This window comes from Lichenibacterium ramalinae (genome assembly GCF_004137085.1).
Classification (GTDB): domain Bacteria; phylum Pseudomonadota; class Alphaproteobacteria; order Rhizobiales; family Beijerinckiaceae; genus Lichenihabitans; species Lichenihabitans ramalinae.
Genome location: NZ_QYBC01000007.1, coordinates 118,939 through 142,688 on the forward strand (window position 1 = coordinate 118,939; position 23,750 = coordinate 142,688).

The following is a 23,750-nucleotide window of genomic DNA, read 5'->3' on the forward strand; positions in this document are numbered from 1 at the left end:
GCGGCCCGCTCAGCCCCACAGCTCCGGCCCGGCGGGATGCACCACCGCGCCGTCGAAGGCGAGGCCGGGGTCGCGATCCCGGGCGAGGAGGAGGGGACCGTCGAGTTCGACGAAGCGGGCGCGCGGCGCCAGCAGCAGCGCCGGTGCGGCGCCCAGCGACGAGCCCACCCTGGACCCGACGACGATGCCGAAGCCGAGGCGTTCGGCTTCCGCCGCCATCTCCAGCGCGGCCGTCAGGCCGCCGGCCTTGTCGAGCTCGATCGTCACGGCGTCGTAGCGGTCCCGCAGCCCGGCGAGGTCGGCGGCCGTGCGGGCGCTCTCGTCGGCGCAGACCGGGATGGGGCGAGGCAGGCCCGCCAGCGCCGCGTCGTGCCCGGCCGGCAGGGGCTGCTCGATCAGCACGACCCCGGCGCGCCGGCAGGCGGCGAAGCGCGACGCCAGCACGTCGGGCGTCCAGCCCCCGTCGGCGTCGACGATCAGCGTGGCGTCGGGCGCGGCGTCGCGCACCGCCGCGAGCGCCGCCTCGTCGTCGTGGCCGCCGAGCCTGATCTTGAGGAGCGGAAACTCCGCCGCCGCCGCGGCGGCCCGCGCCATGGCGTCGGGCGGCCCGAGCGAGACCGTGTGGGCGGTGACGGCCGGCCCGAGGCGGTGCAGGCCGGCGATCTCCCAGGCCCGCAGGCCGAGGCGCTCGGCGTCGAGGTCCCACAACGCGCAATCGACCGCGTTGCGGGCGGCGCCGGGCGCCATGAGGGCCTGGAGGTCGCCCCGCGTGGCCCCCGCCGCGATCGACGGCTTCACCGCCGCGATGGCGGCCAGCACGCCCTCGGGCGTCTCGCCGCAGCGACCGTCCGGCACCGCCTCGCCGCGGCCGCGGTGGGCGCCGGAGGTGATCGACGCCACCACCACCACGGCCTCGGTGCGGCTGCCCCGGGCGATGACGAAGCGGCGGGCGAGCGGCAGGCGCTCGACCGCGGCCTCGAGGCGCCGCGGGGCAGGGGCGGCGGCGTGGCTCAGCCGAGCCGCCCCGCCGCGTGGGCCAGCAGCACGTAGACCTTGCCGGTCGCGGCCGCGATGACGCCCCGCACGCGGGCGCCGTCGGCGTCGTCGCGGCCCGCGCCGGCCAGGAGACGCTCGAACTCCCGGACGTAGCGGTCCACCGTGTCCCGGAAGTTCGGGTCGGCGTCGTAGCGGGCGCGGATCTCGGCGAAGCTCTGCTGCCCGGCGGGCGTGTAGAGCCGCATCGTGAAGGCGTCCCGCTCGCCGCCGGCATGGCGGTTCCAGGCGTCGATCAGCGCGCTGTCGTAGACGAGGCGCGAGATGTTGGCGGCGACGCCGTCGAGCGCGGCGAGCGCCCCCGCGGTTCCGCCGCCCCCGCCGACCAGAACGGGCTCGGGCGCCGCGGCCTTGACGGGCTCGGCCTTGACGGGCTCGGCCTCTTCGGCCGCGTCGTCGCGGTCGACCTTGGCCAGCAGGTCGGACAGCCAGCCGCCGCGCCGCGCCGCGGGTGCCGCGGACGAGGCCGGGGTCGCCGCCGCCGGGGTGGTCGCCGCCGGGGTGGCCGTCGGTGCCGGCAGCGCCGGGGCGGGCCGGTCGTGCGGGGCGTCGGCGGCATCGTCGCCCACGTGGGCGATGAGGGCCGTCAGGGCTTCCAAAGCCTCGACCTGCTGGCCGATGACGCGCCGCACCTCCACGGCCTGCTCGGCCGTCTCGCGCGGCAGCTCCAGCGTCACCCGCTGCAGGTCGTCGCGCGCCGCCTCGAAGCGGCGGGCGATGTCGGCCGCCATCTCCTGGACTTCGCCGGCCGAGCCGCGGAACCGCTCCACCGCCTCGCCGAAGAGCCGTTCCATGTCGCGCACCGCCTGGCCATAGGCCTGTTCCAGCGCCGCGGCCGTCTTCTCGCCCTCGGCGCCCGTGGCGGAGCGCACCTCCTCGAAGTGGTCCCCCACGGCCGCCGCCGCCGCCTGGGCGGTATCGGCGAGGTAGGTGCCGAGGTCACGGGCCCGGGCTTCGGCGGACTGCAGGGCATCGTCGATCAGCGCCGTGAAATGGCCCATGGCGGTGTCGAGTTCGCCGGCCTTGGCGCCGATGCTGGTCGCGAGGGCGTCGAGCGAGAGCCGACGGCGCTCGATCTCGGATTCCACGTCGTCGTGGGTGGCCCGGAGGTCCTGCGCCGAGACGGCGAGGGCCTGGTGGTGCCGCTCGAGGGCGCTCGCCACGGATTCGGCGTCCGTGAGGGCGGTGCCGGACGAGATGCGCATGCCCTCGACCTGACGGCCGGCCGCGTCGAGCAGCTGCCCGAAGGCCGCGAGCCGTCCCCCGAGCGCCCCTTCGACGGCGCCGAGGTCCGTCCCCGCCCGCGCCACGAGGCCGGACAGGGCCGCATTGGCCTCCTCGAGCCGACCGACGAGGTCGCCGAGGCCGTGGCGCAGGTCGTCGCCCGTGCCGCTCAGCGCCGACACGGCACGTTCGGCCGCCCGGTCCATCGCATCCCGCAGGCCCTCTCCGGCCCGTTCGAGCGCGGCCGCGATCTCGACCTGCCGGTCGTCGAAGCCCGCCACGCGGCCGTCGAGGTCGGCGAGCCGGCCGTCGAGGTCCGACAGGATATGGGCGGCGCGGTCGTCGAGCGTCTGGGCCACGGTGTCGCCCGCGCCGGTCATCGCCTGGGCGACGTCGCCGGCCCGGGCCGACAGCATCTCCACGATCTGGTGGCCTTCGCGCTCGAAGAGCTGGCGCAGGTCGCCGGAGCGCTGGGCGAGGGTTTCGGCGAGCCGGCGTCCGCGGCCGTCGAGCGTCGACGACATCTCCTCGAGCCGGCTGCCCAGCGACGACATGATGTCGTCGATGCGCTCCCGCAGCGCCGCCTCGACGGCGGAGCCGCGCGATCCGACGATGCCCTGCAGGTCCGCCACGGCCCCATCCAGCGTCGACCGCAGGGCTTCGAGCGTGCCGCCGAGCGTGGTCTCGATGTCGTGCCGGCGGCGCTCGAGCGTGTCGCCGATCTCGTCGGCCTGGGCGCCCAGAACGCCGTGCAGGCGTTCGAGCGACGTTTCCACGCTGTGGCCGAAGGCGTCGGCATGGCCCTGCACGGCGCTTTCGATGGCGGCGGCCCGCTGGCCCAGGGCTTCGTCGAGCGCACCGGTCCGGCTGTCCAGGCTGCCGTCGAGCCGCAGCGTCGCGCCTTCCAGCAGCAGCTGCAGCGCGGTCGCATGGGTCTTCAGCGTGTCGTTCAGCGCGTCCGAACCCGCCGCCAGGGCCTGCTTGATGTCGCCGGCGCGCCCGCCGAGCGCCGCGTCGAGGTCGCGCCCGGCGGTGTCGAGGAGGCGTTGCAGCACGGCGACCTGGGCGGCGAGGCCGGATTCCATGTCCTCGCGCCGGTCCGCCAGCACGCCCTGGATCTCGCCCGAGCGCGCCGACAGTGCCGCGTCCACGGCCTCGACCGCGCCGTCGAGGATGTCGCGCAGGGCCGCGATCTGGCCCTGGACGGCGGCGTCGACGTCCCGGCCCGTGCCGGCCAGGGCGGTGTTGACCGTCCCGGCATGGCCGTCGAGCGCGGCGTCGAGCCCGCCCAGGGCGTCCTCCAGCGTCCGGGCGAGCGCCGCGACATGGACGGCGAAATGCGCCGACAACTCGCGGGCACCGCCCGACACGGCGTCGCCGATCTCGCCGGCCCGACCGCCGAGCGTGCCGTCGATGTCGCGCAGGGCGCCGTCCAGCGCCTGGCGCAGGTCGGCGACGTGGCCGGCCAGCGCGGCATCAATCTCGCGGCCGCGGCCGTCGATCGTGTCGCGGATGTCGGCCGCATGGTGGCCGAGGCTGTCGCCGATCTCGCCCGAACGGGCGTCGAGCGTGGCGTTGAGCTCCTCGACGCGGCGGGCGATCTCGGCCGCGTGGGCGTCGAGCGCGCCGCCGAGCGTCGACACCGACAGGTCCAGCGTCGTGCGCAGGGCGCCGATGTGGCCCGTGAGGGTGGTGCCCACCGTGCCGAGCTGGGTGTCGAGCCCCGTATGCGCGGCGCGGAACTGCGCGGCGAGGTCCGACACCTGCGTGCCGACGGCATCGCGGAGGCCGGCGGCCCCGTCGTCGATCGCCGTGCGCATGCTGGCGACGTGGTCGGTCACGGCGCGATCGATGGCTTCGGCGCGCTCCTCGAGCGTCACCTGCAGGCGCACGGACGCCGAGTCGAGATGCGAGCCCACGTCGTCGAGGCGGGCCCCCAGCGTGTCGCGCATCCAGGCGGTGCGCTCCTCGAGGGCCGTCGCCGCGGCGTCGCCGCTCTCGGCCAGGGCGCGGCGCAGCCCGTCGATCTGCCGGTCCAGGAGCTCCGTGACGCGGGCGCCCTCGCCGTCGAGCGCGTGGTCGAGCCCTTCCACGCCCGCCGTGACCATCCGGCTGATCTCGTCGGCGCGCGCCGCCAAGCGCTCGTCGACGATGCCGGCGCCCGCGTCGAGTTCGGCCGCGAGGGCTTCGAGCCGCTCGGCCGCCGCCGCGATCTCGTCCTGGCGGACCGCCAGCACAGCGCCGAGCGCGGCGGTGCGCTGCGACAGGACCTCGGCGACGTCGCGGCTGCGCGCCGCCAGCGTGCCGTCGATGCCCCGGCCGCCGTCGTCGAGCACCTGGGTGAGTTCCAGCGCCCGCAGCGCCAGCGCCTCGGTGAGGCCGCGGCTGCGGGCGTCGAGCCCGGCCTCGACCTGCCGGAAGGCGTCGGTGATGGCGGCACGCAGGCTTTCGGCGCGGCCGTCCACGCTCGCCGCGAAGCCGGCGACCTGCCGCTCGAAGCCGTCGCTGGCTTCGCGCGTCCGCTCGCCCAGCCGCTCCACCAGGGTGTCGCCCTTCTCGCCCAGCACGGCGTCGAGCGCGCCGAGGTGGCGGTCGATGTTGGCGGTCAGGTCGGACACGTGCCGGGCCGTGCCGGCATTGTAGGCGGTGGCGTGGTCGGCGAAGGCGGCTTCGATGCGGGCACCGCCGGCGGCGAGTTCCGCGGCGACCCGATCGGCCTGCGCCCCGAGGTCGTCCGCCATGGCGGCACCGGGTTCGAGGACGACCCGCTCGAAGGCGGCGACGCGGTCCACCAGGCTGGCGTTCAGGCGGTCGCCCTGCGTGCCGATGGCCGACACCGCCTCGGCGGCCGTTTCGGCGAACCGGCGGTGCAGCGTGCCGGTGGTCCGGCCGAGGCCCGACAGGGCGGTCTCGGTCGCCTCGACGAAGCTGTCGCGCAGCACGTCGACGTGGCCGGCGAGCACGCCGCGCACGGCCTCCTCGCGCCCCGCGAAGACCTGCCGGAGGTCGCCCAGGGAAGCGTCGAGCGCGGCGCGCGCCGCCGCGGTGCGGTCGGCGATGGTGGCGGCGATGCCGTCGCCGGCGGCCGCCAGCGCCTCGCGGTGCCCCTCGATGCGGCTGCCGAGGGTCGTGCCCGAGGTTTCGAGCAGCCTTTCGGCCGCCTCGGTCTGGGACGCGATCAGCCCGGCCAGCCGCTCGCCGTCGGCGGCGATGCGCTGTTCGCGCTCGCCGAACAGCCGGCGTAGCTCCTCGCCCGAGGCCGCGATGGCGTCGCGGGCCGCGGCCGTGCGGGTTTCGACCAGGATGGCGGCCTCGGCGGCGGCGGTGGCGATCTCGCCGCGGCGGTCGGCGAAGAGCCGCTCGAAGGCGCCCTCGGCCTCGCCCATGACGCCCCGGGTGGCGGCCACATGGTCGTCGAGGCGGCGCGTCAGGGTCTCGTTGAGGCCGCCGAGGTCGGCGCTGCGGCCCTCGACGATCTCGGCCAGCGTGTCGCTCGCCTGGGCGAGGGCGTCGCGCGCCGCCGCCGTCCGGTCGTCGATGGCGGCGAGCAGGTGGTCGCCCGCCGAGAGCAGGCGCGTTTCCCCGTCGCCGACGTTGCGGGCCAGCGCGTCGCCGGCCTCGGCCACGGCGGAGGCGAGCTGCGCGGTCCGGCTCTCGACGCCTGCCAGCAGGTCGTCGTTCGCCGCGGCGAGCTTGCGGCGATGCGCGTCGAGCGTGGCGTCCAGCGCGTTGCTCGAAGCCGCCAGCGTGTCGCGGGCCGCCGCGGTGCGGTCGTCCACGACGGCGGCGATCCGGTCCCCGGCATCGACGATCTCGTCGTGCCGCGCCGCCACCGCGTCGCGCAGGCCTTCGGCGGAAGCTTCGAGGGCGTCGCGCGCGGCGGCCGTGCGGGTCTCGATCTCGGCGAGGAGCCGGTCGCCCACGGTCGCGATGCGGTCGGCCTGCTCGGCCAGCACGCCGTCGACGGAGGCCGACAGCGCCGCGAGCCCTTCGCGGGCGGCGGCGGTGCGGGTCGCGACCAGGGCGGCGAAGTCGTCGCCGGCGCCGCGCAGCCGGGCCTGGTGGGCGTCGAAGGTTTGACCGACGGCGTCGCCCGACCCCGTCAGGGCCTCGTGGGCGGCGGCGGCCTGGGCGGCGATCACGGCGGCGAGGGCCTCGCCGGCCGCGACGAAGCGGGCGTGGTGGGCGTCGAGGGTGGCGTCGAGCGCGGCCGCGGAGGCGTCGGCCGCCTCGCGGGCCGCGGCGGCGCGGCCGTCGACATCGGCGGCGTGGCGTTCGACGGCCGCCACGATGCCGGCCCGGTCCTCGTCCATGGCGCGGCGGGCGTCGTCCAGAGCCCGGCGGGTCTCGGCGAGGCGGGAATCGAGCCCGGCCGCCAGCCCGTCGCCGGCCGCCCCCATGCCCTCGATGGCGGCTGCGGCGCCGTCCACGGCGGCGGCGAGGGACGCCTGGCGCTGCGCCAGCAGCGCGTCGAGCGACTCCGCCGCGGCATCCACCACGGTGCGGATCTGCGCGGCATGGCCGTCGAGCAGGGTTTCGAGCCGGTCGGTCGAGCCGCCGATGTCGCCCCCGCGCGTTTCCAGCATGGCGGCGAGGCGGTCGCCCGAGCCGGCGAGGTCGGTGTGGAGCGCGTGGGAGCGCTCGTCCATGGCGGCGAGGAAGCGGTCGCCGGCCTCGGCGAGGTCGCGCTGGCGCTCTGCCAGGAGCTGGTCGAGCGATGTGCCGACCTCCTCGACGAGGCCGCGGGCCGCGCCGAGCTGGTCCGAAACGATCTGCCCCACCCGCTCGGCGGCGAGCTGGAGGTCGGCACGGCGCGCCTCGAGCACGCCTTCCACGGTTTCAGCCGAGCCGTCGACGGCCTCGCGGGTGGTGGCGGCATGCCGGTCGAGCAGGCTCGCGACGCCGTCGGTGGCGGCGCCGAGGTCGGCCCGGTGGGCGTCGAGCACGGCCTGGAGATGTCCGAGCGCGTCCTGCACGGCGGCGAGACGCTCGCCCAAGGTTTCGGCGAGGCCGTCGGCCAGCACCACCGTGCGGGTCTGGCCGTCGACGAAGAGCCGGTCGAGGTCGGCGTTGGCGGCCTCCGTCACCTCGCGGGTGCCCACGATGTGGCTGTCGAGCAGGCCGGACAGCCGGTCGCCGGTCGCGACGAGTTCGGCGCGGTGGGCGTCGATGGCTTCGGCGAGCGAGGCCGCCGAGCGGTCGAGGTCGTCGCGCAGCTCGGCGTTCTCGACGAGGGCGGCGAAGCGCTCGCCCGCCGCGGCGAGCTGCGCTTCCCGCTCGGCGAAGGCGCGGGCCATGTTGTCGTTGGAGGCGTCGAGCGCGGCGCGCACGCCTTCCGCGTGGTCCCCGAGCCGGCCCATGAGGCGGTCGCGGGCGGCATCGAGCTCGGCGTGGTGGCCGGCCAGCATGGCTTCCATCTCGGCCACGGCGGCGGCGAGGCCGTCGCGCGCTTCCGCGGTGCGGGCCGCCACCCCGGTGCTGGCGCGGTCGGCGATGTCGACGAGCTGCGCTTCGCGGTCCTCGATCAGCAGCTGGAAATCGGCGGCGGCCGAGGCGAAGGCGGCGCGGGACGCCGTGGCGCGCTCGTCGATGCCCTTCAGCACGCCCTTGCCGAAGCCCGACAGGTCGTCGAGCCGGGTCTCGAACAGCGCGGCGAGGTCGCTCTGCGCGGCATCGAAGGTCGCCTGGGCGGCGGCCGTGCGGTCGTGGAACAGCGCGCCGAGCTGGTCGGACGCGGCGGTGAGCTCGGCGCGGCGGATGTCGAACAGGCTGGCGATGTTCTCGCTCGCCGTCTCGAACTCGGCCGCGACGCTTTCGGCGCGCTCGCCGATCCGGGCCGCGATGCGCTCGCCGGTGGCCGTCAACGTGCCGTCGAGCGCCGTCCCGTAGGCCGTGACGACGTCGCGCAGCTCGTCCTGGATGGCGGTGAGCCGCACCGCCAGGGCGTCGCCCCGGGCCGCGACATCGTCGCCGATCCGCATGGCGAGGAGGTCGACGCGCTCCGTCACGGCATCGCCGCGGGTGGCGAGATGGGCGGCGAGGTCGTCGCCGCTGCGGCGCAGACGCTCGTCCACCGCCGCCACCTGGTCGGCGATGTCGCGCGACACGCGCTCGCCCGTGTCGTCGAGGCGGTTGGTCACCGTATCGACGGCGACGTGCAGGCGCTCCGCAATGGCGGCGCCCTGCTGGTCGATGGAGGCGGCGGTGGCGTCGCCGATCAGCGCCATCGAGCCGGTGATCTCGCGGCCCTTCACGTCGAGCGCCTCGGTGACCCGGCCGCCGGCCTCGGCGACGCTGGCGCTGAGTTGCTCGGACACGCTGTCGAGGTCGCGCGCGAGGCTCTCGTGGGCACCCGCGATGGCGCCGCGCACCCGGTCGGCGTTGGCCACGATGGCTTCGCGCTCGTTGGTCAGTTCGTCGATCATCGAGCGGATGCGGCGCTCGTTGTCGGTGTAGGAGCGTTCGAGGTTGGCCACCTCGTTGCGCACGATGGTTTCGAGTTCGCCGGCGCGGGCCAGCGCCCGCTCGATGCCGTCGCCCATGGAGGCGACCTCGCGGCGGATCGCCTGCGACAGGCTCACGACCTGTTCGGTCGCGATCGTTTCCGGCTCGGCGAGCCGCACCGCGATGGCCGCCATGGAACGGGTGGTGAGGCGCAGTTCCTGCGTGCGGCGCATCAGCGCCGCGATGATGAAGAAGAACACGGCCGGGCCCACCAGGGCACCGATGCCGGCGAGGACGTCGGGACGCGCCGCGGTGGCGGCCGACAGACCCCCCCCGAAGGTGCCCTCGGCGTAGAGCCCGTAGCCGCACACGACCGCCCACAGGACCGAGCCGATGCCGGCGAGCAGGAAGGGCGTGCCGCTCGGGCGCGTCTGCAGGGCGGCGAGCAACTGCCCGACCGAGCGGCGGTCGTCGTTGGCGTGGAGGCTGGCGGCCGTCAGGGCACCGTTGGCGGCCGCGGCGCCGGCCGGGGCGCGTCCCGCCTGGCGCGCCAGGGCGTCGGCCGGGCCGATCGCGGGCGCCGCCTCGGCGGGCGGCGTGCCGCCGCGTTCCGCCGTCATGCGGGGCATGGGGGCGGGGTCGCGGTTCCGGTCCGGGACGTCGACCGCGGCGGGCGGTGCCGCGGGGGACGTGTCGGCGTCGTCGTCGGAATCCGAGTCGATGTTGACGAGGTTGAGGGCTTCCTCGATCGCCAGGAGGGCCGCGGCGGCCGGATCCTTGGCTTCGTTCTTTACAGCCATACTCGCCTCACCCGATCTGGGACTCACGCGGTCAAGGCCTCGTCGTCGAATGGATCGCGGGCCGCCCGGCCCCAACGATCGATCGAATGCGAAACATTAACCAAACGGCAGTCTACTCGGCGCGTCGGGGGATGGAAACCACCCCGAAACAGGATCGGCCAACGTCGTTAACGGCTTGTTCACCTCTGAAACCCCATGCCCCGCGCCCTCGTGCTCCGTGCCTTCGGCGGCGCGGTCCCGCCCGTCCCCGGCGGCTGGGGGCCGAGACCCCACTGCAGGAGTTCGCGTATGAGATCCTCCGCCCTTCGCGCCCCGGAACCCGGGCCTGAGGCGCCGGCCCGCCGCCACGACGGCGAGCGCCCCGTCGACCTCGTGCACCTCAGCCGCCAGTGCTTCGGCGACAAGCGTCTCGAAACCGAACTGCTGCGCCTGTTCGTGCGCCAGGCCCGGCAGATCCAGGCCGGGCTCGAAGCCGAGGTCGGCGACGATTCCGTTTCATGCCTGCCGGCGAGCGAGCTCCTGCACACGCTGGTCGGCTCGGCCCGCGTGGTCGGGGCCCACCGGGTCGCGGGCCTCGCCGAGCGCCACGAGGCGGCGCTGCGCGCCCGCCCCGAGGCCGTCCTCGGGGAAGCGGACCGGGCCGGAATGCGGGCCGCGGTCGAGGAAGCCTGCACCTATATCGGCGGCCTGCTCGACGCCTGACGCAACGGCGCTCGGGCCGGAGACAGCGGGCCGCCTGCGCGGTAACGCCCGGTTTTCCGGCCTCGCCAACGGCTGCGAACTGCCCTAGAACCCGCCGGTGGCCTCGCGACCTACGGCGGCGCGGCCGCGACCCGCGCCGGCCCATCCGCCCGCGGGCCGACGTCTACGGTGCGGAGCGGGTCAGTCGCGGCATGGTCAAGATCACCTTCATAGATTCCGCCGGCCAGTCCCGCGCGATCGACGCCGAAGAGGGCGCCACCGTGATGGAGACCGCGGTGCGCAACGCCGTGCCCGAGATCGAGGCCGAATGCGGCGGCGCCTGCGCCTGCGCCACCTGCCATGTCTACGTGGACCCGGCCTGGGCCGACAAGACCGGCAAGCCCGAGCCGATGGAGGAGGACATGCTCGACTTCGCCTTCGAGGTGCAGCCGACATCCCGCCTGTCGTGCCAGATCAAGGTCAAGCCGCAGCTCGACGGCCTCGTGGTGCGCACGCCGTCCCGCCAGGGCTGATCGTCGGCCGGGCCGGTTCCGGCCCGGTGTCCAAGGCGTCGAAGGCCAAGGGCCGCGGGGCGGATCTCCGGCAGGCCGCGTCGATTGTCGCGGTGCAACACGCGCCGTAGCATGGTGAAAGGGGTCCGGCCCGGGGCGACGCGACGGAGGCGCCGCGGCCCGGTGGCGGGCAGGTCGGGGTTTTGGGGACGGGGATGAGCGACATCATCAAGACCGACGCGTTGATCGTCGGGGCCGGGCCGGTGGGCCTCTTCGCGGTCTTCGAGCTCGGTCTGCTCGACGTGCGCGCCCACCTCGTCGACATCCTGTCGATGTCGGGCGGGCAATGCGCCGAACTCTATCCCGAGAAGCCCATCTACGACATCCCGGGGTTCCCCATCGTCACCGGCCAGGCGCTGGTCAACAACCTCGTCGAACAGGCCAAGCCCTTCTCGCCCCAGTTCCACCACGGCGAGATGGTGGCGGCCCTGGAGCCGATCGGCAGCGCCACCGCCCCGCTGTTCCGGGTCGTGACCGACGCCGGCACCGAGTTTGAGGCCAAGACCGTGCTGATCGCGGCCGGCGGCGGCTCGTTCCAGCCCAAGAAGCCGCCCATCGCCGGCATCGAGGCCTACGAGAGCAAGTCGGTCTTCTATGCCGTCCGCAAGATGGAGCAGTTCGCCGGCAAGCGCGTGCTGATCGTCGGCGGCGGCGACTCGGCGCTCGACTGGGCGCTGAACCTGCATCCCGTGGCGAGCCGCGTGACCGTGCTGCACCGCCGCGACGCCTTCCGGGCCGCGCCCCATTCGGTGAACGCCATGCGGGGCCACGTCGCCGCCGGCACGATGGACCTCGCCATCGGCCAGGTCGCGGCCCTGCAGGGCGCGGACGGCCAGCTCGCCGGCGTGACGGTGAAGCACGAGGACGGGACCGCGACCGAGGTGGCCTGCGACGTCATGCTGCCCTTCTTCGGCCTGACCATGAAGCTCGGCCCCGTGGCGGACTGGGGCCTGAACCTCCACGAGAACCTCGTCCCGGTCGACACGGAGCGGTTCGAGACCAGCGTGCCGGGCATCTTCGCCATCGGCGACATCAACACCTACCCGGGCAAGCTGAAGCTCATCCTGTCGGGCTTCCACGAGGCCGCGCTGGCCGCCCAGCGCGTCCACCGCTACGTGTTCCCGGAGAAGCGGCTGACCTTCCAGTACACGACCTCGTCGACGAGCCTGCAGAAGAAGCTCGGCGTCGGCTGACCGTCGCCGGCGCCGGGGCGGCGAAGCGCCGTCCCGGGCCGGGCCGGGTCATTCCGCCGACGTCTGCAGCGCCAGGGCGTGCAGGACGCCGCCCATGTTGCCCTTCAGCGCCGCATACACGATCTGGTGCTGCTGCACCCGGCTCTTGCCCTTGAAGGAGGGCGACACCACGGTCGCGGCATAATGGTCCCCGTCGCCGGCGAGATCGCGGATCTCGACCGTGGCGTCGGGCAGGGCCTCCTTGATCAGCCGTTCGATCTCGCTGGATTCCATCGCCATCGGGTTCACTCCGCTGCCCACATGGGCCGTGATATAGCCGACACGCGCCCGGTCCGAAACGACGGCCCGTTCACGCGCCCTCTGCGCCGGCCGGCGCCGCGTCCGAAGCTGCGGCGCGGCTGCCCGCCATGTAGCGCGGCATCCAGGCGTCCCGGACTTGCCGGATCTCCGACACCGCGATGGGGGCGGCTCCGGGCAGGACCAGGGCGGTGCCGCCCGTGGTGCCGATGCGGTCGACCGGCACGGCGCCGGCCGCATCGAGGATGGCGTCGGCCTCCGCCTCGCTGCAGCTCACGAGATAGCGCCCCTGGTCCTCGCCGAAGAGGGCCGCGTGGGACGGCAGGCCGCCGAGCGCGCCGACGTCGAGCGTGACGCCGACCCCGCCCTTCAGCGTCATCTCGGCGAGGCCCACGGCGAGGCCGCCGTCCGACAGGTCGTGGACCGTGCCGACCCGTCCGGCCCGCACGAGGCCGCGCACGAAGTCGCCGTTGCGGCGCTCCGCCGCGAGGTCGACGGGCGGGGGCGCCCCCTCGTTCCGGCCGCAGACGTCGCGCAGGTAGAGCGACTGGCCGAGCCAGCCGCGGGTCTCGCCGACGAGCAGCACGGCTTCGCCCGCCGCCTTGAAGCCCGAGGTGGCGATGCGGGCCACATCGTCGACGAGGCCGACGCCGCCGATCGTCGGAGTCGGCAGGATGCCGCGGCCGCCGGTCTCGTTGTAGAGCGACACGTTGCCCGACACGATGGGGAAGTCGAGCGCGCGCGCCGCCTCGCCGATGCCCCGGATGCAGCCGACGAGTTCGCCCATGGCCTCGGGCTTCTCGGGGTTGCCAAAGTTGAGGTTGTCGGTGAGGGCGAGGGGCAGGGCGCCGACGGCGCTGAGGTTGCGCCAAGCCTCGGCCACGGCCTGCCTGCCGCCCTCGACCGGGTCGGCGGCACAATAGCGCGGCGTCACGTCGGCCACGAGGGCGAGGCCCTTCGGCCCGTCCTCGACCCGCACGACCGCGGCATCGGCGCCGCCCGGGCCCACGATCGTGTTGCCGCCGATGAGGGAATCGTATTGTTCCCAGGCCCAGCGCTTGGAGGCCAGGTCGGGCGTGCCCAGAAGGTGGAGGAGGGCGGCGCGGTCGTCGGTCGGCGCCGCCACGTCGGCGGGCGCCAGGACGGGCCGCCGCGGCGCCGCGACATGCGGCCGATCGTAGAGCGGCGCCTGGTCGCCCAGCTCCTTGATGGGGAGGTCCGCCTTGACCTCGCCCCCGTGCCGGATGACGAAGCGCAGCGTGTCGGTGGTCTTGCCGATGACGGCGAAGTCGAGTTCCCATTTGCGGAACACCGCCTCGGCCTCGGCCTGGCGGGCGGGGTCCAGCACCATGAGCATGCGCTCCTGGCTTTCCGACAGCATCATCTCGTAGGCCGTCATGCCGGGCTCGCGGCAGGGCACGGCATCGAGGTCGAGCTCGATGCCGAGGTCGCCCTTGGCGCCCATCTCCACCGCCGACGAGGTGAGGCCGGCGGCGCCCATGTCCTGGATGGCGATGACGGCGCCGGTGCGCATCAGTTCGAGGCAGGCCTCAAGGAGGAGCTTCTCGGCGAAGGGGTCGCCGACCTGCACGGTAGGCCTCTTCGACAGGGAATCATCGTCGAAGGCCGCCGACGCCATGGCGGCACCGCCGATGCCGTCGCGGCCGGTCTTCGAGCCGAGGTAGACGATGGGTTTCCCGACGCCCGTCGCCTTGGAATAGAAGATGCCGTCCGTGCGGGCGAGGCCCACCGCCATGGCGTTGACGAGGATGTTGCCGTCGTAGGAGGGGTCGAAGCCGATGCCGCCCCCCACGGTCGGCACCCCGAAGGAATTGCCGTAGCCGCCGATGCCCGCCACGACGCCGGCCACGAGGTGGCGGGTCTTCGGGTGGTCGGGGGAGCCAAACCGCAGCACGTCGAGGCAGGCGATGGGCCGCGCCCCCATGGTGAACACGTCGCGCAGGATGCCGCCGACGCCCGTCGCGGCCCCCTGGTAGGGCTCGATGAACGAGGGGTGGTTGTGGCTCTCCATCTTGAACACGCAGGCGAGCCCGTCGCCAATGTCGACCACGCCGGCGTTCTCGCCCGGCCCCTGGATGACGTGCGGCGCCTCCGTGGGCAGGCCGCGCAGGTGCAGGCGCGACGACTTGTAGGAGCAGTGCTCGTTCCACATGGCCGACACGATGCCGAGTTCGGTCCAGCTCGGGTCGCGGCCCAGCAGGGCCGTGAAGCGCCGGTATTCGTCCGGCTTGATGCCGTGGGCCGCGACGATGTCGGGCGTGATCGCGGGGTCCGGGCGCGCCAAGGGGGAGTCTCCGTGAGGTCGTCGGGCGAGCGTTACGGCGGCGCGGGCCGCGAGGCAAGGCGGGCGGGGGCCTCGGCCCTGCCGCCACGCCATCCTCCGGTCCCGGCGCGTCCTGCCCAGACGGGACGTCTCGCCATGCCAGGGCCTCGGCCACCACTGCCGTCACCACGCCATCGAGGTTGACCCGCACCTCTTCGGCGGGGAAGCGCATCACCGCCACCCCTCGCGCCCCGAGCTAGGCGTCGCGCATCCGATCGCGGGCCGGGGCGCTGCCGAGGTCGTGGGCGAGACCGTCCACCTCGACGCCGAGCCGCGCCTCGTCACAGTAGAAATCCAGGACATAGGGGCCGAGCGGGTGCTGGCGCCGGAACTTCCGGCCCTCCGGGCGGCGGCGCAGCGCCGACCACAGGCGCAGTTCGGGCGGCGTCATGGCCCGGCGCAGGCGGCGCGCGCGGGCCACGGTGAGGCGGGGTGCGTCCACCACGATGTTCTCCTCGCGCTTGCCCCTCCACACCGCTTCGCAGGGTCGGGCGCCATCGCCGCGTCGCCTCGACGTCGGCGCCGAGGTCGTTGCGGCGGATCGGATCGAAGGCCACAACGCTGCGGTCGAGGACACCTGGAGTCGACGAGCTCGGTGGCGGGTCCGGAATGGCGTCGTTCTTCACCGGGGATTGCAGGATGGCAATCCGATCTTCCGGATCTCACGTCCAGTAGAGGACCTTGGCGGACGGCAGGCGCCGGGCCAGCGCCGCCGTCAGCTCGGCCCGCATCTCCTTCATGGTGGCGGCCGGGTAGACGTGCTTGACCGAGCCGAACTTGGTCAGCTTGCGGGAGCGCTGCGCCTCGTCCATCTCGAGCTTCGAGGCGGGATACCAGCCCTGGAGCACGCCCTTCGACTTGGGCGTGAAGCGATGGGTGATGAGCTCCGCCGTGAGGTCGAGGTCCGGCGCCCCGTCGAGGGCCCGGGCGGCGGCCGTGAACAGCGCGTCGTAGCCCTCGCGCCAGCCCGCGACGGGTTGGATCGGCGCCACCGTCAGCCCGACCTTGTAGCCGGCCCGCGCCAGCCGCCCGAGCGCGCCCAGGCGCTCTCCGAGCGGGCTGGTGCCGCCCTCGAAGCGGATGAGGTCCGCGGCGTTGACCGACATGCGCACCCGCGTCCGCCCGCCGTGCTCCAGCCCGAGCAGGGGCGACACGTCGGCGAACTTGGTGGTGAAGCGCAGCTGCACGGGCGCGTCCCAGCGGCCGAAGAACGTCACGGCCTCGGCGAGCGACCCCGTCAGGTGCTCGATGCCGAGCGGGTCGGCGTAGCAGGAGGCCTCGAAGGTCGTGCCCTCGCCGGCACGGCTCGTCGAGGCGCTGGTGATGGTGCCCTGGCCGAGATAGGCGTCGAGGCCGCCGAGGATCTCCTCGACGTTGGCATAGACGCGGGTGATGGGCGGGCCGGCCAGCGACCCCGCCAGGTAGCAATATTGGCAATGCGCCGGGCAGCCCTCGGCGAGGTCGAAGCGCCAGTCGGCCGAGGGCGGGATGGGTTGGAGCCGGCGCTTGGCGGGCGACGCCACCACCACCGCCAGCGTGCCCTTGGCGAGCCGATAGTCGGCGGCCGGGCTCACGCCGGCGGCGAGGCCGGTGAGCCGGTCGTTCGGCAGGTCCACCACCTCGGCGCCGAGCGCGGCGGCCCGGTCCGCGATGGCGCGCGCGCGGGGCCATTCCCGCGCCGCCCGCGTCACGAGCACGCGCTTCGGCCGCCACGCCCGGTGGTGGCCGAGCGGGGGAAGGCCCGCGGGGTCGAGGTCCGGGGCGGCGGCGCCCGAGAAGAGGTGCGGGGCGGGGGCCGGAAGCTCGGCCGGGGCGGGGTCGGTGTCCATGGAGGGCAAACGCGCCGGCACGGACGGGAGCGCCGCAGCCCTTTGACGCTCCCCGGCCGATGCGCCATATCGGATCGCGTGACCCAGCCGCCCCCCGACCTCACATCCCAAAATCTCCCGCATCAGGCCATGGCCGGCCAGGGATCCGCCCCCCGGGTCTTCGACCGGGCCCTGTTGCGCCGCCGTCTCGCCCGGGCGGTGACGGCGGGGAGCGAGGATTTCCTGCTCGCGCGCGCCGCCGCCGACGCCGTCGAGCGGCTGTCCTTCGTCAAGCGCGACTTCCGCAGCGTGCTCGACCTCGGCTCGCCCCGCCCCGACGTCGCCGCCGCGCTGGCGGCGGCCCTGCCGGACGCCGCCGTGACCCGGATGGCGCCGCTGGCCGGGCCGGAGCCGGCGGGGCGCTGGTCCCGGGTCGTCGGCGACGACGAGCGGCAGCCCTTTGCGCCCGGCAGCTTCGACCTCGTCGTGTCCTGCCTGACGCTGCAGGCCGTCAACGATCTGCCGGGCGCGCTCGTGCAGGCGCGCCGCTGCCTTAAGCCCGATGGGCTGTTCCTGGCCTGCCTGTTCGGCGGCGACACGTTGAAGGAACTGCGGACCGCGCTGTCGGTCGCGGAAAGCGAGGTGTCGGGCGGGGCCAGCCCCCGGGTGGCGCCCTTCTCGGACCTGCGGGACCTCGGCGGCCTGTTGCAGCGGGCCGGCTTCGCCCTGCCGGTGACCGACACCGAACCGCTGGTGGTGCGCTATGCCCACCCGTTCCGGCTCTTCGCCGACCTGCGCGCCATGGGGGCCACCAACGCCCTGGCGCTGCGCCACCGCGGCCCGATGCGGCGCGGCGTTCTGATGCGGGCGGCCGACGTCTATGACGAGCGCTTCTCGGATCCCGACGGGCGGCTGCGGGCGACCTTCGACCTTATCTGGCTGTCGGGCTGGTCCCCGCACGAGAGCCAGCAGAAGCCGCTGCGGCCGGGCTCGGCCAAGATGTCGCTGGCGGCGGCGCTCAAGCCCGAAGGCTGATCCGCCTAGGAACCCGTGACGGTGAACCCGTGGCGCTGTCGGACACGGGCCGGAAGAGCCCTCGAGACCGTCGAAAGGCTCCTGTCCCGCATCGGGAACCCGGCACGCATCCGCGAGTTCTCAGGCGGCGTTGGAGGCCGGCTCCTGGGTGAGGACGCCGTAGAGGCCGGCGGCATCGCGGGTGGCGCGCAACTTGGCGACGATGCCGGGTTCGCGCAGGACCCGGGCGATGCGGGCCAGGGCCTTGAGGTGGTCGGCGCCCGAAGCCTCGGGTGCCACCAGCAGGAAGGCGAGGTCGACGGGCGTGCCGTCGAGCGACTCGAACTCGATGGGCCGCTCCAGCCTGGCGAAGACCCCGACGATCTTGGTGCAGCTCAGGAGCTTGCCGTGGGGGATGGCGATGCCGTTGCCGACCCCCGTCGAGCCGAGGCGCTCGCGTTGGAGGACCGCGTCGTAGATCTCGCGCGGGTTGAGCCCCGACACGATGCCGGCGCGCTCGCTCATCTCGTGCAGGGCGGACTTCTTGGTGTTCACCCGCAGCGCCGGGAGGATCGCATCGGCGGTGATCAGATCGTCTAACGGCATCTCGTCTTGAGTCCATAGGCTCGCGTGCCGAACTCGGCAACTTCCGTGCCAGCGGCGCCCCACGGAGAACCGGAAGGGGGCGGTCCGTCGTCGGGGCGCGGACCGCATAGCACGCCTCAGGTCCGTTCGGCCAATCCCGAGGCGGGCTTCGTCGGGTCGATCCACCCGATATGGCCATCGCTGCGACGATACACAACGTTGAATTCACCGTCCCCGCCGGTCCGGAACATGAGCACCTGGACGCCCGACATGTCGAGTTCGAGGACGGCGGCCGAAACCGACATGCGACGCACGGCGACGCCGGACTCGGCCACCACCACGGCGCTGAAGTCGGGCGCCACCTCCTCGCCGCCCGGCGCCGCGAGGGTGCGGTAGGCCACCAGGGCCTCGTCGTCCTCCTCCTCCGCCGGACCCGAGCCCGCGGCCTCCGCCCGGCCGCGGTGGGCGGCATGGCGGTCCTTGATGCGGCGCTTGTGGCGGCGGAGGCGCTTTTCCAGGCGTTCCACCGCCTGGTTGACGGTGGCATAGGGGTCGTGGGCGTGCCCCTCGGACTGGAGCGTGATGCCGGCCGGCAGGTGCAGCACCATGTCGGCGCGGAAGGCGGAGCCGTCGGGCTGGAGCGTGACGTGACCGGTGGCTTCGCGGTCGAAATACTTCGCCAGGGCGGCGCCGACGCGCTCGCGCGCGTGGACCTGCAGGGACTCGCCGATATCCAGGTTCTTGCCCGACACGCGCAGCACCATGACGTCCCTCCCTGTGCTTGGACCGCATCCCGGCGGTCCTGACGGGGAGCGCCGAGATGCCGCAGTTTACGGCCGGCCCGGCGCATAAGTTCCGGACCGGCCGCCATGCCCCCCCGGCCCGCTTGCGGGACGGCCGATGCGGCATTACCTCCGGGCTGCACCGTGGACCGGGACCCCCGGCACCGGACCATCCTCGCCGCGCCCCGGGATCCTCGGCCGTGTTCTTTCCGGATCCCCTTCTGCCGACCCTGCCCGACACCCCGCTGGAGCTCGAAGCCGCGCTGCAGCTCGCCGTGGCGGCGGCCGAGCGGTTCCGCGGCGCCACGGCGCCGAACCCCCCCGTCGGCTGCTGCCTGCTCGACGCCGACGGCCATGTCCTCGCCCTGGCGGCGCACCGCCGGGCCGGCACCGCCCATGCCGAGGCGGGCGCCATCGCGGCGGCCCGGGCGAGCGGCCGGGCGGCGCTGATCCACACCGTCGTGGTGACGCTGGAGCCCTGCAACCACCACGGCCGCACGCCGCCCTGCACCGAGGCTGTCCTGTCGACGCCGGCCCGGCGCGTCGTGATCGGCGCCCGGGACCCCAACCCCGGCGTCGCGGGTGGTGGCGCCGCACGCCTCGCCGACGCGGGCCTCGCCGTCGCCATGGCGGCGGACCTGCCGGGCCTCGCCGGGGCTGCCGGCGCCTGCGCGCGGCTGATCGCGCCCTTCGCCAAGCGCGCCGCCACCGGGCGCCCCTTCGTCACCGTGAAACAGGCGCTGGACTCCACGGGCTCGATGATCCCGCCCCCCGGCGCCAAGACCTTCACGTCCGACGCCGCGCTGCGCTTCGCCCATGGCCTGCGGCGTCGCGCCGACGCGATCCTCACCGGCTCCGGCACCGTCCTGGCCGACGATCCCGGCTTCGACGTCCGCCGCGTGCCCGACCATCCGGAGCGCCGCCGTCACCTCGCCGTGCTGGACCGCCGCCGGCGCGTGCCCGCCGCCTACCTGGCGGCAGCGGAGGCGCGCGGGCTCCTGCCCTTCGTCGCCGAGGAGGTCGGCGCGGCGCTCGACAGGCTGGGCGAGGCCGGCGCCCTCGAAGTGCTGGTCGAGGCCGGCCCGGCGGTGCTGGCGAGCCTCGATGCCGTGGGGCTGTGGGACGAGTGGATCGTGATCCGCAAGGGCGAAGGCGCCGAGGCGGACCACGCGGACATCCGCGGGCGGGACGGCAGGGTCGAGACCCTGGCGCTCGTCCGGTGAGGGACGGACATATGTCGGGTTGGAACGAGGCGGTGGAACGGTTGCGGGCGGGGCGGGCGATCGCCCTCGCCGACGAGGGGCGGGACGGGGTGGCCCACCTCCTGGCCGCCGGCCCCGAAGCCCTGCCGGTGCTGCTGCGCGAGGGCCGCGGCCCCCTGACGGTCGTGGGCGGGGGCGAGGCCGTGCCGCCGGCCACCGGCGGGCTCGACGTGCTGCTCCACGCCCCCCGGGCGGGCGGCACGCTGGTGCTGCCGACCGTCGAAGCCGCCGCCCAGGACCTCGCCGCCGCCGCGGCTCCCGGCCGCGCCGCGCTGCTGCGCGCCGCCGCACTGCCGGGCGGCGTGCTGGCGCGCGACGGCGCCGTCCAGGATTTCGCGGCGCGGCTCGGCCTCGCCACGCTCAGCATCCAGGACGTGGTGACGCAGCGGCTCGCCACCGAAACCATCGTCGAGGAGGTGGCGGCGGCGACGCTGCCGTCCCTCTACAGCGACCAGCCGCTCGCCGTGCACGCGTTCCGGGGCCTGCTCGACGGCACCGAACACCTGGCGCTGGTGCGCCGGCCGGGCGGCACCGGCCCGCTCGGCCCCGCGCCGCTGGTCCGGCTCCATTCGGAATGCCTCACCGGGGACGCGCTGGGCTCGCTGCGCTGCGACTGCGGCGAACAGCTGCGCTCCGCGCTGAAGCTCATCGTTGAGGACCCGCAGGGCGGCGCCGTCGTCTATCTGCGCGGGCAGGAGGGGCGCGGCATCGGCCTCGCCAACAAGATCCGCGCCTACGCGCTCCAGGAGCGCGGCCTCGACACGGTGGAGGCCAACACCGAGCTCGGCTTCCCGGCCGACATGCGCGACTACGGCGTCGCCGTGCAGATCCTGAAGGCGCTGGGCATCGGGCGGCTGCGGCTCCTGTCCAACAACCCGCGCAAGCGGGCCGCGCTGGAGCGCTACGGCATCGCGGTGGCGGAGCGCCGCGGGCTGCGGATCGGTCCCAACCCCCACAACGCCACCTACCTCGAGACCAAGCGGCTGAAGCTCGGGCACGACCTGTCGGCGGCGGGACTCAAGGTCGCATCCGAGCCGTGACGCCGATGCGGCCGGTGCCGGGCAGGGTCGCGCAACGTCCCGTGCTGTGACAGGATGGGAGGCTGGATTCGCCCTGGCACCGGCGCAATCCCGCGTAGCTTCATCCCGGCACGGCGCGCCGGCGCCGCAGGAGACCGCGTGTCCGACCATCAGCGCCCCCCGGAGACGTCCCGCGACGCGCTCGCGGCCGAGATCGAGCAGCTGAGCCAACTCAACGTCACCCTGGCGGCCGAGCTCGACCTCGACGTCCTGACGCAGTCGATCATCGACACCGCCACGCGGCTCACCGGTGCGAAATACGGCTCCTTCTTCGAGCGCGTGCTGACGGCGCCGGGCGAGCCCGAGCTGTGGAAGCTCGCGAGCCTGACGGGCGCGCCGCTGACCGCCTTCACGCGCTTCGGCCTGCCGCGCGAAACGTCGCTGTTCCGCCCGAGCTTCCGCAACGAGGGCGTGGTCCGCTCCGACGACGTGCCCAACGATCCCCGCTACGGCTCGATGGGCGGCATGCCCAAGGGCCACCTGCCGGTGCGCAGCTACATGGCGGTCTCGGTGGTGTCCCGCACGGCGGGCATCACCGGCGCGCTGCTCTTCGGGCACCCCGAGCCGGGGCGCTTCACCGAGCGCGAGGAGCGGTTCATCGTCGGCTTCGCGGCGCAGACCGCGGTGGCGATCGACAACGCCCGCCTGTTCAAGTCGCTGGAGGAGGAGAACCGGGAACGTCGGGCCGTGGAGGCCGGGCTGCGGGCCTCGGACGCGCGCTTCCGCGCCGCCATCGCGGCCGTGCAGGGCGTGCTGTGGACCACCGACGCCGACGGCCGCATGGTCGACCGGCAGGAGGGCTGGGAAGCCATGACGGGGCAGGCCTATGCCGACTACGCGGGCGACGGCTGGGTGGCGGCGCTGCTGCCCGACGACGCCCAGCCCACGGTCGACGCCTGGCGCGAGGCTTTGGCGGCGAGCAAGACCTTCGTGTTCGAGCACAGGGTCAGGATGCGCAGCGGCCTCTACCGCACCTTCGCCATCCGTGCCGTGCCGATCCTCGACGAGACCAGCGGCTCGGTGCGCGAATGGGTGGGCGTCCACACCGACATCACCGAGCAGCGCGCCGCCGAGGCGCGCCTCGACGCCGCCCGCGAGGCGGCCGAGGCGGCGAACCGGGCCAAGAGCCAGTTCATCGCCAACATGAGCCACGAGCTGCGCACCCCGCTCTCGGCCGTGATCGGCTACAGCGGCATGCTGGCGGAGGAGATCGAGGACCTCGGCCATGCCGGCCTCGTGGACGACGTCAGGAAGATCGAGTCCAACGCCCGCCACCTCCTCGGCCTCATCAACGACGTGCTCGACCTGTCCAAGATCGAGGCCGGACGCATGACGGTCGAGGCGGTGGAGTTCGACGTCGCCGCCATGATCGACGAGGTGGTGTCGGCGGCGACGCCGCTCGTCGCCAAGAAGGGCAACCGCCTCGTCGTCGAACTGCCGCCGGCGCTGGGCACCATGCTGACCGACGAGGTGAAGGTGCGGCAATGCCTGCTGAACCTCATCGGCAATGCCGCCAAGTTCACCGAAGCCGGCTCCGTCACGCTGCGGGCCGCCCGCATCGCCGACGGCGGCGAGGACTGGCTGTCGTTCTCGGTGGAGGACACCGGCATCGGCATGACGCCCGAGCAGCTGTCCCGGCTCTTCGGGCGCTTCGTGCAGGCCGACGAATCGACCACGCGCCAGTTCGGCGGCACCGGGCTCGGCCTGTCCATCACGCGGGCCTTCTGCCGCAAGCTCGGCGGCGACGTCACGGTCGACAGCCGGCACGGCCACGGCTCGACCTTCACGGTCAGCCTGCCGGCGCGGCTCGGCGACGACGCGCAGGAGCCGGAGCCGGCCGTGGTGCCGGCGGCGGCGCGCGGCGACACCATCCTGGTGGTGGACGACGATTCGGCGGCGCGCGACCTGCTCACCCGCTTCCTCGAGCGCGAAGGCTTCACGGTGAAGACCGCGCGGGACGGGCGCGAGGGCCTGGCGCTGGCGCGGCAGTACCGGCCCAAGGTCGTGCTGCTCGACGTCGAGATGCCGAACGTCAACGGCTGGACCATGCTGCAGGCGCTGCGGGCCGACCCGCTCCTGGCCGAGACGCCCGTCATCATGATCTCGGTGCTGCACGAGCGCAGCGTCGGCTTCGCCATGGGTGCTAACGACTACCTCGTGAAGCCCATCGACTGGCGGCAGCTGAAACGCGTGCTGGAGCGCTTCGAGGACGGCGGCGCGGTCGGGCGGCGCGTCCTCGTGGTCGACGACGAGCCCGATGCCCGCGGCTGGATCGGCGCCATGCTGTCGCGCGACGGCTGGACGACCGATGTCGCCGTCGACGGCCGGGATGCGCTCGACAAGGTCGACCGCGCCGTGCCGGACCTCATCATCCTCGACCTGATGATGCCGGTGATGGACGGCTTCGCCTTCCTGCGGGCGCTGCGGGCCCGGCCGGACACGTCGGGCATCCACGTCGTGGTGCTCACCGCCAAGGAGGTGACGAGCGCCGAGCGTGCCGACCTCGAGGGCCATGTCGACCGCGTGCTGCAGAAGGGCAGTCTCAAGCTCGACGAACTGCGCGAGGAGCTGCGCCGCCTCGTCCCCGAGCCCGAGCTTCCGGGCTGACCAGG

The 23,750-nt window shown here is 74.3% G+C and carries 15 protein-coding genes; 7 read left to right on the forward strand and 8 right to left on the reverse strand.

The features are described from left to right. Positions 1-9 precede the first annotated feature (9 nt). Together dgcA and D3272_RS10015 are read right to left on the reverse strand one after the other, a co-directional pair. Positions 10-1,014: an N-acetyl-D-Glu racemase DgcA gene (gene dgcA / locus D3272_RS10010; protein WP_129219023.1), complete on the reverse strand. Its 1,005-nt coding sequence runs from the start codon at positions 1,012-1,014 to the stop codon at positions 10-12. After that, positions 1,011-9,521 (reverse strand): apolipoprotein A-IV repeat region-like domain-containing protein, encoded by an 8,511-nt coding sequence (locus D3272_RS10015; RefSeq protein ID WP_129219024.1) that lies wholly within the window; start codon positions 9,519-9,521, stop codon positions 1,011-1,013. Before D3272_RS10015 ends, dgcA begins: the two co-directional genes overlap by 4 nt. A 288-nt stretch (positions 9,522-9,809) precedes the next feature. Between D3272_RS10015 and D3272_RS10020 the strand changes: the two genes are divergently transcribed. The 3 genes from D3272_RS10020 to D3272_RS10030 all read left to right on the forward strand — a co-directional run bounded on the left by D3272_RS10020 (position 9,810) and on the right by D3272_RS10030 (position 11,967). After that, positions 9,810-10,223, forward strand: coding sequence for an Hpt domain-containing protein (locus D3272_RS10020; RefSeq protein WP_129219025.1), 414 nt, complete (start codon positions 9,810-9,812; stop codon positions 10,221-10,223). Between the two features lie 191 nt (positions 10,224-10,414). Then, positions 10,415-10,735, forward strand: coding sequence for a 2Fe-2S iron-sulfur cluster-binding protein (locus D3272_RS10025; RefSeq protein ID WP_129219026.1), 321 nt, complete (start codon positions 10,415-10,417; stop codon positions 10,733-10,735). 194 nt (positions 10,736-10,929) lie between these two features. After that, a complete protein-coding gene (locus D3272_RS10030; RefSeq protein WP_129219027.1) occupies positions 10,930-11,967 on the forward strand; it encodes an NAD(P)/FAD-dependent oxidoreductase in 1,038 nt (345 codons plus the stop codon). A 48-nt stretch (positions 11,968-12,015) separates the two neighbouring features. Here the strand turns inward: D3272_RS10030 and D3272_RS10035 are convergent, their stop codons facing one another. From D3272_RS10035 to D3272_RS10050, 4 genes are all read right to left on the reverse strand, one after another. Beyond that, positions 12,016-12,246 carry a BolA family protein gene (locus tag D3272_RS10035; protein WP_129219028.1) on the reverse strand — a complete coding sequence of 77 codons (231 nt, stop codon included), beginning with the start codon at positions 12,244-12,246 and terminating at the stop codon, positions 12,016-12,018. 70 nt (positions 12,247-12,316) lie between these two features. After that, positions 12,317-14,569 carry a phosphoribosylformylglycinamidine synthase subunit PurL gene (purL, locus tag D3272_RS10040; RefSeq protein ID WP_245496473.1) on the reverse strand — a complete coding sequence of 751 codons (2,253 nt, stop codon included), beginning with the start codon at positions 14,567-14,569 and terminating at the stop codon, positions 12,317-12,319. 235 nt (positions 14,570-14,804) lie between these two features. Next, complete coding sequence (locus D3272_RS10045; protein ID WP_245496474.1) at positions 14,805-15,053, reverse strand: endonuclease domain-containing protein; 249 nt, start codon at positions 15,051-15,053, stop codon at positions 14,805-14,807. Positions 15,054-15,270: 217 nt separating this feature from the next. Beyond that, positions 15,271-16,437: an SPL family radical SAM protein gene (locus D3272_RS10050; protein ID WP_245496475.1), complete on the reverse strand. Its 1,167-nt coding sequence runs from the start codon at positions 16,435-16,437 to the stop codon at positions 15,271-15,273. A 129-nt stretch (positions 16,438-16,566) separates the two neighbouring features. Here D3272_RS10050 and D3272_RS10055 point away from each other — a divergent pair, with 129 nt between their 5' ends. After that, positions 16,567-17,451: a methyltransferase domain-containing protein gene (locus tag D3272_RS10055; protein ID WP_129219124.1), complete on the forward strand. Its 885-nt coding sequence runs from the start codon at positions 16,567-16,569 to the stop codon at positions 17,449-17,451. Between the two features lie 120 nt (positions 17,452-17,571). Here D3272_RS10055 and D3272_RS10060 read toward each other — a convergent pair whose 3' ends face one another. Both D3272_RS10060 and hpf read right to left on the reverse strand, forming a co-directional pair. Beyond that, positions 17,572-18,036: a PTS sugar transporter subunit IIA gene (locus D3272_RS10060; RefSeq protein ID WP_129219030.1), complete on the reverse strand. Its 465-nt coding sequence runs from the start codon at positions 18,034-18,036 to the stop codon at positions 17,572-17,574. A gap of 116 nt (positions 18,037-18,152) precedes the next feature. Next, positions 18,153-18,779, reverse strand: a complete 627-nt coding sequence (hpf, locus tag D3272_RS10065; protein ID WP_129219031.1) for a ribosome hibernation-promoting factor, HPF/YfiA family — start codon at positions 18,777-18,779, stop codon at positions 18,153-18,155. Between the two features lie 218 nt (positions 18,780-18,997). Between hpf and ribD the strand changes: the two genes are divergently transcribed. The 3 genes from ribD (at position 18,998) to D3272_RS10080 (ending at position 23,745) form a co-directional block, all read left to right on the forward strand. Further along, on the forward strand, positions 18,998-20,020 hold the full coding sequence (ribD, locus tag D3272_RS10070; protein WP_245496476.1) for a bifunctional diaminohydroxyphosphoribosylaminopyrimidine deaminase/5-amino-6-(5-phosphoribosylamino)uracil reductase RibD: 1,023 nt from the start codon (positions 18,998-19,000) through the stop codon (positions 20,018-20,020). An 11-nt stretch (positions 20,021-20,031) separates the two neighbouring features. Beyond that, positions 20,032-21,099: a GTP cyclohydrolase II gene (ribA, locus tag D3272_RS10075; RefSeq protein WP_129219033.1), complete on the forward strand. Its 1,068-nt coding sequence runs from the start codon at positions 20,032-20,034 to the stop codon at positions 21,097-21,099. Between the two features lie 138 nt (positions 21,100-21,237). Further along, positions 21,238-23,745 (forward strand): response regulator, encoded by a 2,508-nt coding sequence (locus tag D3272_RS10080; protein WP_165361296.1) that lies wholly within the window; start codon positions 21,238-21,240, stop codon positions 23,743-23,745. Positions 23,746-23,750: the final 5 nt, after the last annotated feature.